This window comes from Chimaeribacter coloradensis, from assembly GCF_002858715.1.
GTDB classification, from domain to species: domain Bacteria; phylum Pseudomonadota; class Gammaproteobacteria; order Enterobacterales; family Enterobacteriaceae; genus Chimaeribacter; species Chimaeribacter coloradensis.
The window spans coordinates 1-15581 of record NZ_PJZH01000046.1; the positions used below are offsets into that span (position 1 = coordinate 1).

Below are 15581 nucleotides of genomic sequence, written 5' to 3' on the forward strand. Positions count from 1 at the left end.
CCAAGGCGCGGGGATGCAAGGGGCGCGCGCCTACGCGCCCCTTGCGCGGTGGCGGCAGCGGGGCCGCAGAAAGACACCGGGCGTATGCCAACGCAACATACCTCGATCTCCCTTTAACATCAGCCGCCTATATACATAAGAACACCTGAGCCACCAAAACACACCACGTTATGCCCGGTGGCCACGGCACCCAGCCCGGCGGCGGCTGCAAGCCGCTCCCCCTACGGTATGGCTGCCCCCAGCAGCCCCCCATCCTCATTATTGGCCGCTTCCTGCTGAAGGCGGCGGACATGCTCCACCAGCCCCCGCAGGCACTCGTCCTGCATATCGTGCTTCTTCAGCTCCTGCTCCAGAGCGAACAGGTATTGGGCGTTGGTGCCCAGCGGGCCGCGGGCGCGGGCGATCAGGGGGGCGATCACCTGGTAACGCGTGTCCGCCTCAAACAGCGGGTGGGCGGCGTCCATCACAAACACCAGCGCGGTGACGCTGCTGCCGTCGCTCAGCGTCAGCCCGCACCAGGTCGGCACGTAGCAGCCGGTCACCATCTCGCGCTTCCATAACAGCTCCAGCTCCTCCTCCAGCTTCTCTTCCGGCAGGCGGAACGCCAGGCCGGTGGTGCTGCCGCCCTCTTTCAGCGCCAGCATCCGCCCCGGCTCGGCGGCGGTACCGCGCCCGGCGGTCAGCCGCAGGCAGAAGGCGCGGTGCCAGCCGTGCAGCGTGGCCGGGCGCACCTCTTCCGCGTCAAAAATCGGGTTCCACATCAATGACCCGTAACCGAAAATCCATACCGGGCTGTTGTCCGGGCGGCGGGAGAGCGTGCATTGCAGCGAAGCCCGGCGCTGTTCCGGGGAGAGCAGCAACGTCTCCTCAATGGTCCCGAAAGCGGTTTTGCAATCTGCCTTCAGCAGAAAATCTCGCGTTAACACCTGTGGCTGCCCTCCTGTTAAATCTGACCCGCTCTGGAACATGGTGTATCACTCAGGCCGGCTCAGCGCGGCCGCGCCTGTCGCCGCGCCCTGACCTGCTCATTCTGCTTATAACGCCGGTCTTTATAAACTATCGGCCTGATTAGGATAAACCTTATTCGTTTCTTCCCGGTCAATCAAGGTCGACCCGGATCACAAAATGAAATCAGATAGCAAGATACGTGACTTTTTGTGAATTTTGGCCGCTATCTGGCCCTGAAACCGTTTCCACTGCATAAGCATAGGCGGAGAAAGTCTAACGTAGCGGGAGGTGACACAGGGCTGAACGCCCTGTGTGCGGGCGTGGGTGTCAGTGTTTTTTCTTCGGGTGCCAGTGGTCGTCGTCACCTTTCTGGTAATCATGTTTTACCGCAGCCCATGCCACCTTGTGGGCCGTCTCTTCGCGGCTGTCATCGCCCCGGCGGTCTTCCTTGTCTTTGTATTCGTCCCAGGCGCTGTTGAACGCTTCTTTATAGATGTCCTGGGCGTGGGGCGGCAGCACGTTGCGCACGTTGTCAGGCAGGTCAGTACGGGATTTATAAGGCATTTCTCCTCCTGAGGCAGAGTGGGCAAAAGCGGCCCGGTCGCGGGCCACGGTTGCCTGTAAGTGTAGAACATCGTGCGCGCGCCGCGCCCGGCAGACACATCCCCGCGTTTTCTGCTACCTGGAGAATATAACGCCCTCTCCCTGCTGAAAAGGGCAGTAATCTTTTTTACTCACTGATTAATAGGGGGATTAGCAGCAAGGAAAACAGGGAGATAGCCGGGTTATTTCACCTTTGTTTATGTTTTATTTAGTTTACGGCGGCTCAGAACAGCAAAAATCCTCAAATGCAGTAAAAGTAAGTAAATTCGCCCCGTGCCGCCGGCTAATTTGCTAAGGTGCCTCTGTTTTACGCGGCCAAGACTATACTTAGCGCCACCGGGCCGGTTTTGCCCGCTGCGCCTTTCTGCTTTCACGCGATGCTGAATAAGGAGCCTCAGAACCATGACCTCACCTCCCGCACCGGCCCGGGCCAAAACCCGCCACAGTGAATATTCTCTGCTGTTACCGATCCTTGCCCTCGGCGCCCTGACGCTGTGGGGGGGCGTCACCAGCCTGCCCGCGCTGGCCGGGATTAACCTGCTCGCCCTGGTAGGGATTCTGGCCAGCGCCTTCAGCGTGGTACGCCATGCCGACGTGCTGGCGCACCGGCTGGGGGAGCCTTACGGCTCGCTGATCCTCAGCCTGTCGGTGGTGATCCTGGAAGTGAGCCTGATCTCGGCGCTGATGGCCACCGGTGACGCCGCCCCGGCGCTGATGCGGGACACGCTGTTTTCGATTCTGATGATCGTCTCCAGCGGGCTGGTCGGGGTGTCGCTGCTGCTGGGCGGCCGCAAATTCGCCACCCAGTATGTGAACCTGGCCGGCATCAAACAGTACCTGATGGCGATCTTCCCGCTGGCGGTGATTGTGCTGGTGCTCCCCGCCGCCCTGCCCGGCGGCAACTTCTCCACCCCGCAGGCGCTGGTGGTGGCGGCGATCTCCGCGGCGATGTATGGCGTGTTTCTGCTGATCCAGACCAAAACCCATCAGAGCCTGTTCGTGTATGAGCATGAGGACGAAGGCGACGACCCGCACCACGGCAAGCCCTCGGCGCACAGCAGCCTGCGGCACGGGATCTGGCTGGTGGTGCATCTGGTGGCGGTGATCGCCGTGACCAAATTCAACGCCACACCGCTGGAAAACCTGCTCGACACCCTGCATGCCCCGGCACAGTTCACCGGCTTTCTGGTGGCGCTGCTGATCCTCTCACCGGAGGGGCTGGGCGCGCTGCGGGCGGTGCTCAACAACCAGGTGCAGCGGGCGATGAACCTCTTCTTCGGCTCGGTGCTGGCGACCATCTCCCTGACGGTGCCGGCGGTGACGATTATCGCCACCCTCACCGGCCAGCGCCTGATCTTCGGGCTGGAGGCGCCGCACATCGTGGTGATGCTGGCAGTATTGATGCTCTGCCAGATCTCCTTCTCCACCGGCCGTACCAATGTCCTGAACGGTACCGCGCACCTGGCGCTGTTCTTCGCTTACCTGATGATCATTATGCAGTGACGCAAAAAAGGCCGCGCAAGGCGGCCTTCTGGATCATGGCAATGCGGCCGGTATCGCCCGGCCGTCAGGAGGTCAGGAATAGGCGTGCAGCGTGCGCTGGCAGAGGGCCGAGCGGACGCAATCCTCTTTGGTGAAACGGATGATGCCTATCATCTCATCCTCTTCAAACCGCTCCAGCGCGTCACTCAGCCCCGATTTCACACCCCGGGGCAGGTCACACTGGGTGACGTCGCCGTTGACAATCACGGTGACGTTCTCCCCCAGGCGCGTCAGGAACATCTTCATCTGGCTGGCGGTAACATTCTGCGCCTCGTCCAGAATCACCACCGCGTTCTCAAAGGTGCGCCCGCGCATATAGGCAAACGGGGCGATCTCCACCTTGCCGATCTCCGGCCGCAGGCAGTACTGCATAAATGAGGAGCCGAGGCGGCGCAGCAGAATGTCATACACCGGGCGGAAATAGGGGGCAAATTTCTCCGAAACATCCCCGGGCAGGAACCCGAGATCCTCGTCGGCCTGTAAGACCGGGCGGGTAACGATAATCCGGTCTACTTCTTTATGAATCAAGGCTTCGGCGGCCTTGGCCGCGCTGATGAAGGTTTTCCCGCACCCCGCTTCGCCGGTGGCGAAGATCAGTTGTTTGTTCTCTATGGCGGATAAGTAATGACCCTGGGCTTCCGAGCGGGCTTCTATCGCAGAGGTGTCGCGGCTATCGCGCGCCATACCGATGGTTTCCACCCCGCCCATCTGAACCAGGGAGGTGACCGACTCTTCCTCACGCTGCCGGTGACTGCGTGCATCACGGCGGATTACGCGTTTTGCTTCACGACGAGCTTTGATCACTGCTTTCTGTCTTCCCATAGTGGCACCTTACAGTTTGTTTCACCTAGCGTTGCGGCAGGCCTTCACCGCAGACGGATATTCTCATAACAGGATTCACATACAGATGAGGTTGGTCCCCTTTAAGACCGCATTGGCCGATGAAATGGTGCGTCCGACAACTGCCGCCTGTGGGCATGGCATTGCACCCTGAAGAGAGGTTGTTCCGGCAGGCGAGCCTGCGGGCAACGTTTTCATACATGGATATGACAAAGGGGTAGAACGGGTTGATAGGGTGTGGAATGGGCCGAAAATGGCGGTGGCGAGGGGGCTGCCCTCGTGACGACGAGTGTAAGAGTGAATGTCTGAACGTTTACCTAACAGCCCAATCATGGACTCTCGCATCAGCGCTCCTCGCAGTAAGTGTTGGCATCGCTGCCGCACCGTTTTCGGTTCACTGCCGCCACAGGGGCCGGCAGTTACTCTGAGTATAATGACTCTTTATGCATTAGTGTTACAGTTGTGTAAATATTTCTCACACACTCTCTCGGGTGATGCTTTTTTGAGCTGCCGAATCAGCGGCCTGCGACGGCAACGCTTTGCAGGCGCGTCATTGACAGATAAACAGAATGCATAAAGCAGGCCACCCGGCGCGGCCTGCCTGCATGAGGGCGGGACAACGCGGCTCAGGCCTCGAGCAGCGCCTGCGCCAGGCTCTGGCCGGGGGCTGCGCCGGGCAGCGCAAAGAAGTAACCGCCGCCAATTGGGCGCACATACTCCTCCAGCGCCTCCCCATTCAGGCGCTGTTGCACCGTCAGGAAGCCCTTTTCCAGATCGTGCTGGTAGCAGACGAACAGCAGCCCCATCTCCAGCTGGCCGGAATTGGAAACCCCCTGCGAATAGCTGTACCCCCGGCGCAGCATCAGGTTGTGCGCCGTCTCCGGCGTGCGCGGGTTCGCCAGCCGGATGTGCGCATCCAGCGGGATCACCTTGCCCTCCGGGTCGGCAGCATAGTCCGGCACATCCTGCTCGTGCTGCATCCCCAGCGGCGCGCCGCTGCGTTTTTCACGGCCGAAAATGGTCTGCTGCTCCTGCAATGGCGTACGGTCCCAGAACTCCACATGGAAACGGATAATCCGCACCGCCTGATAGCTGCCGCCTACCGCCCAGGCCGGTTCGCCCTGGTCCGCCGTGACCCAGATCGCCTGATCCATCAGCGCGCTGTTTTGCGTGTCCGGGTTGGCGGTGCCGTCTTTGAAGCCCAGCAGGTTGATCGGCGTCTCTTTGCCGCGGCTGCGCGCCGCATGGGAGGAGATGAACCCCTCGCGCCGCCAGCGCACGCTGAGCAGATCCGGCGTGTGTTTGATGATGTCCCGCAGCGCGTGGATCACCGTGTCATTGTTGTTGGCGCAGATCTGCAGCAGCAGATCGCCGTGGCACTGGGCGGCATCCAGCGAGTCATTGGGGAAGCGCACCATGCGTTGCAGGCGCAGCGGCTTGTGCGCCGCCAGCCCGAAGCGCTCATCAAACAGCGCGTCGCCGACTGACACGGTAATCGTGAGGTTATCGGGGTAGATTTGCGCACCCATCACGCCGGAATCCAGCGGCGGCAGCCGCGGGTCAACGTCCGGGGCTTCGCCGCCCTGCGTCAGGAAGGCGATGCGCTCTGTCAGCAGTTCGAACAGGCGGCGCAGGGCCGCCTTATCTGCGGCCAGCACATCAAACGCCACCAGCATCATCGATGCCTGTTGCGGCGTCAGAATCCCGGCCTGGTGCGGGCCGTAAAACGGCTGGCGCGTCCAGCGGTCATCCGGTGACAGGGTGCCGGGCGCGGAGACCGGCTTTTCAGCCGGCGCGCGCTCAGCCTGTGCCGCGCCGCCAAGTGCCAGCGCCCCGCCCGCCGCGCCCATGCCGAGCAGCAAACGGCGGCGGGAGAGTGACGCCGCGCCGTGCGGCCCGAACGGGCAGCCGCCGGAAGAGGTCGGTTTGCTCACGATCTTAATCCAGCCCCAGCACGCCGCGCAGTTTGGCCAGATCTTCCGCCAGCGCGGTGATCGGCCCTTTCATCGCATTACGGTCAGCGGTGGTCAGCTTCTCGTAAGATTCAAAGCCCTGCGCCGTACGGTATTTCGCCAGCAGGCCCTCTACTTTGCTGAAGTTGCCGTCAATCTGCGCCAGCAGCGCCGGGTCGGTTTTCGTCAGCAGCGGCCGCAGCAGGGCCACGATTTTCTGCGCGCCGTCGATATTGGCCTGGAAATCCCACAAGTCGGTGCGGCTGTAACGGTCTTCTTCCCCGCTGATTTTGCTGGCCGCCACTTCTTCGATAAGCCCGGCCGCCCCGCCCACCACTTTATTCGGCGGGAAAGTCAGATCGGTGATGCGCTGTTGCAGCGCCTGGGTATCTTTCAACAGGCGATCGGCAAAGGGTGCGCCGCCTTCGGTGGTGTTGTCCGCGAACAGGATCTTCTCCAGCCGGTGGAACCCGGTAAAGGCCGGGTCAGCGGCTTTCTGCTCGAAGTCATCCTCACGGGCGTCGATGCTGCCGTCGAGATCGGAAAACAGCTCGGCAATCGGCTCGATGCGCTCATAGTGGCTGCGCGCCGGGGCGTAGAGCGCGCGGGCGGCGGCCAGGTCGCCGCGTTTAACCGCGTCGGTGAAGGCCTGGGTCTGGATCACCAGCTGGCTCACTTCGCTCATCACATAGACTTTGTATTCGGCAATCGGCCCGACCAGCGCCAGCGCGTCCGGTTTGGCGGCAGGCGCTGCCCCCGCCGCGGTGACAATAAGCTTGCCTTTCGGGTTGCTCAGCAGCCCGCAGGTCATGTCATACTCACCCGGCTCCAGCGTGGCGGTCATCTTCTGGGTAAAGCCCGGCGCGATGTTTTCGCGCTCCTCCACCACCATCACCCCTTTCAGAATCTCCCACTCCAGCCCTTTCTGGCTGGCGTTGCGCACCACAAACCGGGTTTTGCCGGCCGGCACGGTAAGCTGCATCGGCTCACACTGGGTGTCATTCACGGTGACATTGACCTGCCGCACCTCATCCGCCAGCGCCGCAGCGCTGAAACAGGCCGGGATCGCCAGCAAAGTAAGGTGCAGCGCACGGCGGCGCATAAAACGGGCTGACATAGGCATAACGGTAAATACTCCCTGACCAGAATAGAATTAATGGGTATTTTTCTGCCCGGCAGCCTGGGCCGCCGGGGCGTGATGGGAAGGCAGGAAAAACAGGACCAGCGCCGGGATCAGATAGGCGAAATAGACCGCCACTTCACTCACGGTCGGCGCTTCCTGATAGCCGAATATCCCCTCCAGCAGCGTGCCGGCCAGGGAGTGGGTCGAGAGCAGCCCGCTGAGATCAAAGGCCACGCTCTGGAAGCTGTTCCACAGCCCCGCCTCGTGGAAGGCGCGGATCGCCCCGGCGGCCAGCCCGGCGGCCACCAGCAGGATAAACAGGCTGCTCCAGGCAAAAAAGCGCGCCAGATTAAGTCTGACGCCGCCCCAGTAGATCAGGCAGCCCAGCACGATGGCGCAGCCCAGCCCCAGCAGCGCCCCGATGGGTGCATAGATGCCGACATCCTGCTGGAACGCGGCCAGCAGGAAAAACACCGACTCCAGCCCCTCGCGCGCCACGGCGAAAAAGACCATCGCCACCAGCGCCCACGCCTGCCCGCTCCGGCGACGCGCCAGCGCCTGGTCGATCGCCTGCTCCAGCTGCACTTTCACTGAGCGCGACACCTTGCGCATCCAGAACACCATGTAAGTCAGGATGCAGACCGCCACCACTGCCACCAGCCCTTCAAACAGCTCCTGCTCTTTCTGCGGGAACTCGCCGGTGGTTTCGTTGATCACCATACCCAGCGCCAGGCAGAGTGCCGCGGCCGCCCCTGCCCCGGCCCACACTGCGCCCAGCCAGCGGCCGCGCTGGGTACGTTTCAGGTAACCGGCAATCAGGCTCACAATCAGCGCGGCTTCCAGCCCTTCGCGAAACATAATCAGAAATGGTACGAACATACCTGCTACCCCAGGGTAAATGGCCGGAACCGGCTCAGTGCCGTTCTGTAAAGATAAGTAAAACAAAACGAGAGTGATTATCATTCCAAAAAAAAGAAAAGCAAGAGGCCGCCCCCCGTTTTCAGCGAATAAAAGTGCGCATACGCCTCTCCCCTGCCGGAAAGCATCTCCCACGGTTTCTGCAACGCCTTCCCCTGCCTACATTTTTTCCGGAAAGCATCGCGTAATTCATTAATTTTCAATGGCTTATTGTTTTATTCACTGCCGTCCCTCCCCCACAATAGCCGCGCACTCTGTGCTGCGGCAGCCGGGCACGCTGCGCCAGGTCACGCTGACGGCCGCCGCACAAGGGCGTTGACAAATGTCAACACAGGTCTTATCTTATCCACACTGACTGGAGGGCGATGCGAACTCACCCCAATAAACACATTCAGGCAGCCATTGCGTATGCGTTGTCCCGTGGCTGGCGGTTCCGTGAAGGCAACGGCCATGCCTTTGGCAGGCTCTATTGCGGCACACCGCATCATGGCGAACACAGGATGAGCGTCTGGTCTACGCCCGCCGTCCCGGAACGTCATGCGCGCCAGATCCGGCGCAAGGTTGATGACTGTCCGTTGGCGGGCAGCCGGTCAACGCACTGTTAATCAAGGCGGGAAACCGCCTTTTCACCCTCGGGCGGGAGCCGCCTGGTAAGGAGTTTTGATGCCCGTTTACCACTTTTCACTGACGCTGGGCGGGGTGAGTACCGCCACGCCCGATCTGGAGCAGCACCTCTTTGAACAGGGGTGTGATGATGCGCTGGTCTGCGCCTATAACCAGACGGTGTATCTCGAATTTGATCGTGAAGCAGAGGATTTCAGCAGCGCGCTGTTGAGCGCCGTGCGTGACTGTGAAGCCCCGCCACTGCGGGCCAGGGTGATTGCGGCAGATGCCGATCTGGTGGGGTTGAGTGATATTGCTGAGCTGACCGGGATGACGCGGCAGGCGATCGCCCTGCTGAAAGAGGGAAAACGCGGCACCGGCAACTTTCCGTCACCGGTGCAGCGCCTGAAAGGCAACTCCCCGCTGTGGCGCTGGTCAGAGGTGGCCGCCTGGCTGGCAGAGCAGCAGCGGCTGCCTGCGGAGCTGGCCGACAACGCCTGCCAGCTGGCGGCACTGAACCTGGCGCTGCAACTGCGCGTCAACACGCAGCGCGCCCGGGCAAAACAGTGGGCAGCCCAGCTGGCTGCCCTGCCGCACAGCGCCTGAGCGGCGGTATGCGCTGCCCGGCACCGGCGTGCCTCACACCACAGGCCGGCCGGCTTAGCGGGTGTTGAACTCCGTTTCTGCCTGGTGGAAGCGCTCAGTGACCACAGCGGAAGGCTGGCGGCCCATCAGGCTCACCACCACAATGGCGATGGCGGCAAACAGGAAGCCCGGGATAATTTCATACAGATCCAGCCAGGCGTACTGTTTCCAGACAATCACCGTAATGGCCCCCACCAGCATTCCGGCCAGGGCACCGTTGCGGGTCATGCGGGACCACATCACAGAGATCAGGATCACCGGGCCGAAGGCGGCACCAAAACCGGCCCAGGCGTAGCTGACCAGCCCCAGCACGCGGTTCTCCGGGTTAGCTGCCAGGGCGATTGCCACCAGCGCCACCACCAGCACCATCAGGCGCCCGACCCAGACCAGCTCACGCTGGCTGGCGCCTTTGCGCAGAAACGCTTTGTAGAGATCTTCCGTGATGGCGCTGGAGCAGACCAGCAGCTGGCAGCTCAGGGTACTCATCACCGCCGCCAGAATGGCCGAAAGCAGGATACCGGCGATCCAGGGGTTGAACAGGATCTTCGCCAGCTCAATAAAGACGCGCTCGCCGTTTTCCGACACGTTTCCGGCCAGCGACGGGTTGTTATTGAAATAGGCGATGCCGAAGAAGCCCACGGCGATGGTGCCGGCCAGGCAGAGGATCATCCAGACCATGCTGATGCGGCGGGCGCTACGGATGGTGTGGTGGGAATCCGCGGCCATGAAACGTGCCAGGATATGCGGCTGGCCGAAGTAGCCCAGGCCCCAGCCCAGCAGGGAGAGGATGGCGACCAGGTTCAGCCCTTTAAACATGTCCACATAGGCCGGGTTCTTCGCTTCAATCACCAGCATGGAGGTGTCGATGCCGCCCACCGCCATGATCACGATGATCGGGGTCAGGATCAGGGCGAAGATCATCAGGGAGGCCTGTACGGTATCCGTCCAGCTGACGGCCAGGAACCCGCCGATAAAGGTATAGAGGATGGTCGCGGCTGCCCCGGCCCACAGGGCGGTTTCATAGCTCATGCCGAAGGTGCTTTCGAACAGGCGGGCACCGGCCACAATGCCGGAGGCGCAGTAGATGGTGAAGAACACCAGGATCACGATGGCGGAGATAATACGCAGCAGCCTGCTTTTGTCCTCAAAGCGGCTGGTGAAGTAGTCCGGCAGCGTCAGGGCGTTGTTGTTGGCTTCGGTATGCACCCGCAGGCGGCCTGCCACCAGCTTCCAGTTAAGGTATGCGCCCAGCGTCAGGCCGATGGCGATCCAGCTTTCGGAGATGCCGGAGATAAAGATAGCGCCCGGCAGGCCCATCAGCAGCCAGCCGCTCATGTCGGAAGCACCGGCAGAGAGCGCGGTCACCACGCTGCCCAGGCTGCGGCCGCCCAGGATGTAATCATCAAAGTTGTTGGTGCGGCGGTATGCCAGCAAGCCGATGATCACCATTCCCAGGATGTAGACCAGGAAGGTCACCACCATTGGCGTATTAACTGTCATGTATGTTCTCCACGTATTTTGTCGTTGGATTCACGCGGGGGGTCCCTGTGAAGCGCCCTGTCTCTCCCGGCAGTCAAACGTCCTGCCGGGCATAAACGATACCGGAACGGGGTATCCTGTTGTGTTGCACGGGTGTAGGTCACCGCCTGTTTATCTTCCCCGGCTTTCTGAAAAAACCTTTCTGATTCCCGGGGTACTACCCTGCTGTTTTTTTCGTCGGCCCTGTCTGCCGCGCGGCACATCCTAGATGAGGTTACCGGGCTGTGCCAATGCATTTAACAATCAAGAAACACAAACCTTACGCCACATCACACAAATAATAAGCAGCGGTTGTACTGAGTGGCACTTCCGCGGTATCACCATCAGGCTGCCGTGTCATGATGAAGGCACACCTTTTTCAGGCCCCGTACGGCCTGAACCGGGCAGCGCCGGGCGATGAGGCCAACCAGGCACAGCGGTTTTTAAGCAATAACTGTGCCTGGTTAATTTGTTAACAGAATCTGCTGTAAAAAACGGCATGATTCATGCATGAATTTACATGTCAAAAACATGAACAAACAGGGTTGCACAAAGTTGCAACATGAAGAGCAGTGGCGCTATGCTCTGCGCAGTTTTTTCAGGTGTTACACGTAAAGACAAGACTTGTCAGAAACCGGGACGACTTTCCCAATCCCGGCGCATCTCTTCTTAAAGCAGTCTCGACTACAGGAGTCAGTTGGCATGGGCACTACCACAATGGGCGTGAAGCTGGACGAAGCAACACGCGACCGCATCAAAACGGCCGCACAAGGGATTGATCGCACGCCGCACTGGTTAATTAAGCAGGCCATTTTCACCTATCTGGAGCGTCTGGAGAGCGGTGAGGCGCTGCCGGAGTTTGCAGCGGCCGGCGCAGCCGCGGCAGAGGCGGATGATGCGCCGGCCCTGCCCGGCAGCGAGGCCCACCAGCCCTTCCTGGAGTTTGCAGAGCAGATCCTGCCGCAGTCAGTGAACCGCGCAGCCATCACCGCCGCCTACCGCCGCCCGGAAACCGAAGCGGTGCCGATGCTGCTGGAACAGGCACGCCTGCCTGCCCCGCTGGCGGAGTCTACCCACCAGCTCGCTTACCGCATCGCAGAGAAGCTGCGGCACCAAAAAGGGGCAACCGGGCGCGCCGGCATGGTGCAAGGGCTGCTCCAGGAGTTCTCCCTCTCCTCCCAGGAGGGCGTGGCGCTGATGTGCCTGGCCGAAGCCTTGCTGCGTATTCCGGACAAGGCGACACGCGATGCGCTGATCCGCGACAAAATCAGCAACGGCAACTGGCATTCCCACCTGGGGCGCAGCTCTTCGCTGTTTGTTAACGCCGCCACCTGGGGGCTGCTGTTTACCGGCCGCCTGGTCTCGACCCATAACGAGGCCAACCTTTCGCGCTCCCTGAACCGCATTATCGGCAAGAGCGGCGAGCCGCTGATCCGCAAAGGCGTGGATATGGCGATGCGCCTGATGGGCGAACAGTTCGTGACCGGCGAAACCATCGCTGAGGCGCTGGCCAACGCACGCAAGCTGGAAGAGAAAGGCTTCCGCTACTCCTATGACATGCTGGGTGAAGCGGCGCTGACCGAAGCGGATGCGCAGGCCTACCTCACCTCCTACCAGCAGGCGATCCACGCCATCGGCAAAGCCTCCAACGGCCGCGGCATCTATGAGGGGCCGGGCATCTCGATCAAGCTGTCGGCGCTGCACCCGCGCTACAGCCGCGCCCAGTATGAGCGCGTGATGGAAGAGCTTTACCCGCGCCTGCTGGCGCTGACCTTGCAGGCACGCAAGTATGACATCGGCATCAACATCGACGCCGAAGAGGCGGACCGGCTGGAGATCTCGCTCGACCTGCTGGAAAAACTCTGCTTTGAGCCGCAGCTCGCGGGGTGGAACGGCATCGGCTTTGTGATCCAGGCCTACCAGAAGCGCTGCCCGTTTGTGATTGACAGCCTGATCGATCTGGCCGGGCGCAGCCGCCGCCGCCTGATGATCCGTCTGGTGAAAGGGGCCTACTGGGACAGCGAAATCAAACGCGCCCAGATGGACGGCCTCGAGGGCTACCCGGTTTACACCCGCAAGGTCTATACCGACGTCTCCTACCTCGCCTGCGCCCGCAAACTGCTGGCAGTACCGAACCTGATCTACCCACAGTTCGCCACTCACAACGCCCATACCCTGGCGGCGATCTACCACCTGGCCGGCAACAACTACTACCCGGGCCAGTATGAGTTCCAGTGCCTGCACGGCATGGGGGAACCGCTGTATGAGCAGGTGGTCGGCAAAATCGCTGACGGCAAACTGAACCGCCCGTGCCGCATCTATGCGCCGGTGGGTACCCATGAGACGCTGCTGGCCTATCTGGTGCGCCGCCTGCTGGAGAACGGGGCGAACACCTCCTTTGTGAACCGCATTGCCGATGCCACCCTGCCGCTGGAGGAACTGGTGGCGGACCCGGTCAGCGCTGTGGAAACGCTGGCGGCGCAGGAGGGGCAGCTTGGCCTGCCGCACCCGCGCATCCCGCTGCCGCGCGAGCTGTATGGCGAGGAGCGCGTTAACTCCTCCGGCCTGGATCTCGCCAATGAGCAGCGCCTGGCCTCTCTCTCCAGCGCCCTGCTCAGCACCGCGGCCCATCCGCTGCATGCCGAGCCGCTGATCGATGCCGAGAAAGAGGCCGGTGAGGCGCAGCCGGTGGTTAACCCTGCCGAACCGCGTGATGTGGTGGGCTACGTGCGTGACACCACCGAGGCGGAGATCAGCCGTGCGCTGGATGCCTCCGCCGCTGCCGGGCCGATCTGGTTCGCCACCCCGCCGGAGGAGCGCGCCGCCATCCTCTCCCGTGCGGCAGAGCTGATGGAAGCGCAACTGCAAAACCTGCTCGGCGTGCTGGTACGCGAAGCGGGCAAAACCTTCAGCAACGCGATTGCCGAAGTGCGTGAAGCGGTGGATTTCCTGCACTATTACGCCGGGCTTATCCGTCAGGACTTCGCCAACGACAGCCACCGCCCGCTGGGGCCGGTGGTCTGCATCAGCCCGTGGAACTTCCCGCTGGCGATCTTTACCGGCCAGATTGCCGCGGCCCTGGCAGCAGGCAACAGCGTGCTGGCCAAACCGGCGGAGCAGACGCCGCTTATCGCCTCGCTGGCGGTGAAATTGCTGCATGAGGCGGGCGTACCGGCCGGGGTGCTGCAACTGCTGCCGGGCGACGGGGCCACCGTAGGGGAGAAACTGGTAAACGACGCCCGCGTGCGCGGCGTGATGTTCACCGGCTCTACGGAAGTGGCGTCGCTGCTGCAACGCAACATCGCCGGGCGTCTTGACCCGCAGGGCCGCCCGACGCCGCTGATCGCCGAGACCGGCGGCCTGAACGCGATGATCGTTGACTCCTCCGCCCTGACCGAACAGGTGGTCACGGACGTGGTCGCCTCCGCCTTCGACAGCGCCGGCCAGCGCTGCTCCGCCCTGCGCGTGCTCTGCGTGCAGGACGAGGTGGCGGAACATACCCTGCAGATGTTGCGCGGCGCGATGGCCGAATGCCGCATGGGTAACCCGGAGCGCCTCTCCACGGACGTCGGTCCGGTGATCGATGCCGAGGCCAAAGCCAATATTGAGAAGCACATCAACGCGATGCGCGCCAAGGGCCGCAAAGTTTATCAGGCGGCAAAAGCCAATGCGCAGGATGAGAAAGAGTGGCCGCAGGGCACCTTTGTCAAGCCGACGCTGATTGAGCTGGAGAGCTTTGACGAGCTGAAACGCGAAATCTTCGGCCCGGTGCTGCACGTGGTGCGCTACTCCCGCCAGAACCTCGACGGCCTGATCGACCAGATCAACGCCGCGGGCTACGGCCTGACGCTGGGCGTGCACACGCGCATCGACGAAACCATCGCCCGCGTGACCAGCAAGGCACGGGTCGGTAACCTCTACGTGAACCGCAATATGGTGGGCGCGGTGGTCGGCGTGCAGCCGTTCGGCGGCGAAGGGTTGTCCGGTACCGGCCCGAAAGCCGGTGGCCCGCTCTACCTCTACCGCCTGCTCGCCAGCCGCCCGGATGATGCCGTCCACCGCACCCTGACCCGTCAGGATCAGCAGCTGGCGCTGGATTCCAGCGCGCGCCAGCCGTTGCAGGCACCGTTGCAGGCGCTGAAAAGCTGGGCCGACGCCCAGCAGATGGCGCCGCTGTCCACGCTGTGCAGCCACTACGCCGACTGGGCGCAGGGCGGCACCGTGCGCAGCCTGCCGGGGCCGACCGGTGAGCGGAACACCTACGCGCTGATGCCGCGTGAGCAGGTGCTCTGCCTGGCCGACGATGAGAACGACGCCTGGACGCAGCTGGCCGGGGTGCTCTCCGTGGGCAGCCGCGTGCTGTGGCCGGAAGGCGAGATGCAGCGGGCGCTGTTTAAGCGGCTGCCGCAGGAGGTGCAGGCGCGCATTGACTTCACGCCGGACTGGCAGGCAGGCAATGCGGAATATGACGCGGTGATCCACCACGGCGATTCCGACCAGTTGCGGGCGCTGTGTGAGCATGTGGCCCAGCGTGCCGGGGCGATTGTCTCGGTGCAGGGCTTCGCCCGCGGCGAAACCCATCTGCTGCTGGAGCGCCTGCTGCTGGAGCGTTCGCTGAGTGTGAATACCGCGGCCGCGGGGGGGAATGCGAGTCTGATGACGATTGGCTAAGCAGGCTGGCGGTAGCCTGCCGGTGGGTTAACCGGCGGGTAACGGTGACTTGATGTTGATAAATGGGGGGTGCGGGGAACCGTGCCCTTTTTTTGTTTTTGGTGAAGGGGGGGGTGGAGGTTATTTACTGGGATCGAGGGGGTTGCGTTGGCATACGCCCGGCGTCTTTCTGCGGCCCCGCTGCCGCCACCGCGCAAGGGGCGCGTAGGCGCGCGCCC

General features: G+C 62.3%; 11 protein-coding genes. 4 read left to right on the plus strand and 7 right to left on the minus strand.

The genetic code is table 11. The annotated features are described in order from the left end of the window. Positions 1-221: 221 nt before the first annotated feature. Entirely contained in the window at positions 222-926 is a 705-nt protein-coding gene (locus tag CYR32_RS20525; RefSeq protein WP_101826945.1) for a gamma-glutamylcyclotransferase, read from the minus strand. A 349-nt stretch (positions 927-1275) separates the two neighbouring features. Next, positions 1276-1512 (minus strand): putative cation transport regulator ChaB, encoded by a 237-nt coding sequence (gene chaB, locus CYR32_RS20530; RefSeq protein ID WP_101826946.1) that lies wholly within the window; start codon positions 1510-1512, stop codon positions 1276-1278. A gap of 441 nt (positions 1513-1953) precedes the next feature. On the opposite strand from chaB, the gene chaA reads away from it, so the two are divergent. Continuing rightward, the gene (gene chaA / locus CYR32_RS20535) at positions 1954-3054 is read left to right on the plus strand and encodes a sodium-potassium/proton antiporter ChaA (RefSeq protein WP_101826947.1); all 1101 of its coding nucleotides are present in this window, start codon (positions 1954-1956) and stop codon (positions 3052-3054) included. 72 nt (positions 3055-3126) lie between these two features. On the opposite strand, the gene phoH is transcribed toward chaA, so the two are convergent. The 4 genes from phoH to efeU form a co-directional block, all read right to left on the minus strand. Beyond that, positions 3127-3915: a phosphate starvation-inducible protein PhoH gene (gene phoH, locus CYR32_RS20540; protein WP_101826948.1), complete on the minus strand. Its 789-nt coding sequence runs from the start codon at positions 3913-3915 to the stop codon at positions 3127-3129. Between the two features lie 644 nt (positions 3916-4559). Next, a complete protein-coding gene (gene efeB, locus CYR32_RS20545; protein WP_277621951.1) occupies positions 4560-5867 on the minus strand; it encodes an iron uptake transporter deferrochelatase/peroxidase subunit in 1308 nt (435 codons plus the stop codon). A gap of 4 nt (positions 5868-5871) precedes the next feature. Next, positions 5872-7002, minus strand: coding sequence for an iron uptake system protein EfeO (gene efeO, locus CYR32_RS20550; RefSeq protein WP_101826949.1), 1131 nt, complete (start codon positions 7000-7002; stop codon positions 5872-5874). 36 nt (positions 7003-7038) lie between these two features. Beyond that, positions 7039-7887 carry an iron uptake transporter permease EfeU gene (gene efeU / locus CYR32_RS20555; protein ID WP_101826950.1) on the minus strand — a complete coding sequence of 283 codons (849 nt, stop codon included), beginning with the start codon at positions 7885-7887 and terminating at the stop codon, positions 7039-7041. A 404-nt stretch (positions 7888-8291) separates the two neighbouring features. Here efeU and CYR32_RS21920 point away from each other — a divergent pair, with 404 nt between their 5' ends. After that, on the plus strand, positions 8292-8531 hold the full coding sequence (locus CYR32_RS21920) for a hypothetical protein (protein WP_101826951.1): 240 nt from the start codon (positions 8292-8294) through the stop codon (positions 8529-8531). A gap of 58 nt (positions 8532-8589) precedes the next feature. Further along, positions 8590-9135, plus strand: a complete 546-nt coding sequence (locus CYR32_RS20565; protein WP_101826952.1) for a helix-turn-helix transcriptional regulator — start codon at positions 8590-8592, stop codon at positions 9133-9135. 54 nt (positions 9136-9189) lie between these two features. On the opposite strand, the gene putP is transcribed toward CYR32_RS20565, so the two are convergent. Next, the gene (gene putP / locus CYR32_RS20570; RefSeq protein ID WP_101826953.1) at positions 9190-10674 is read right to left on the minus strand and encodes a sodium/proline symporter PutP; all 1485 of its coding nucleotides are present in this window, start codon (positions 10672-10674) and stop codon (positions 9190-9192) included. Positions 10675-11394: 720 nt separating this feature from the next. On the opposite strand from putP, the gene putA reads away from it, so the two are divergent. Further along, positions 11395-15363: a trifunctional transcriptional regulator/proline dehydrogenase/L-glutamate gamma-semialdehyde dehydrogenase gene (gene putA, locus CYR32_RS20575; RefSeq protein ID WP_101826954.1), complete on the plus strand. Its 3969-nt coding sequence runs from the start codon at positions 11395-11397 to the stop codon at positions 15361-15363. Positions 15364-15581: the final 218 nt, after the last annotated feature.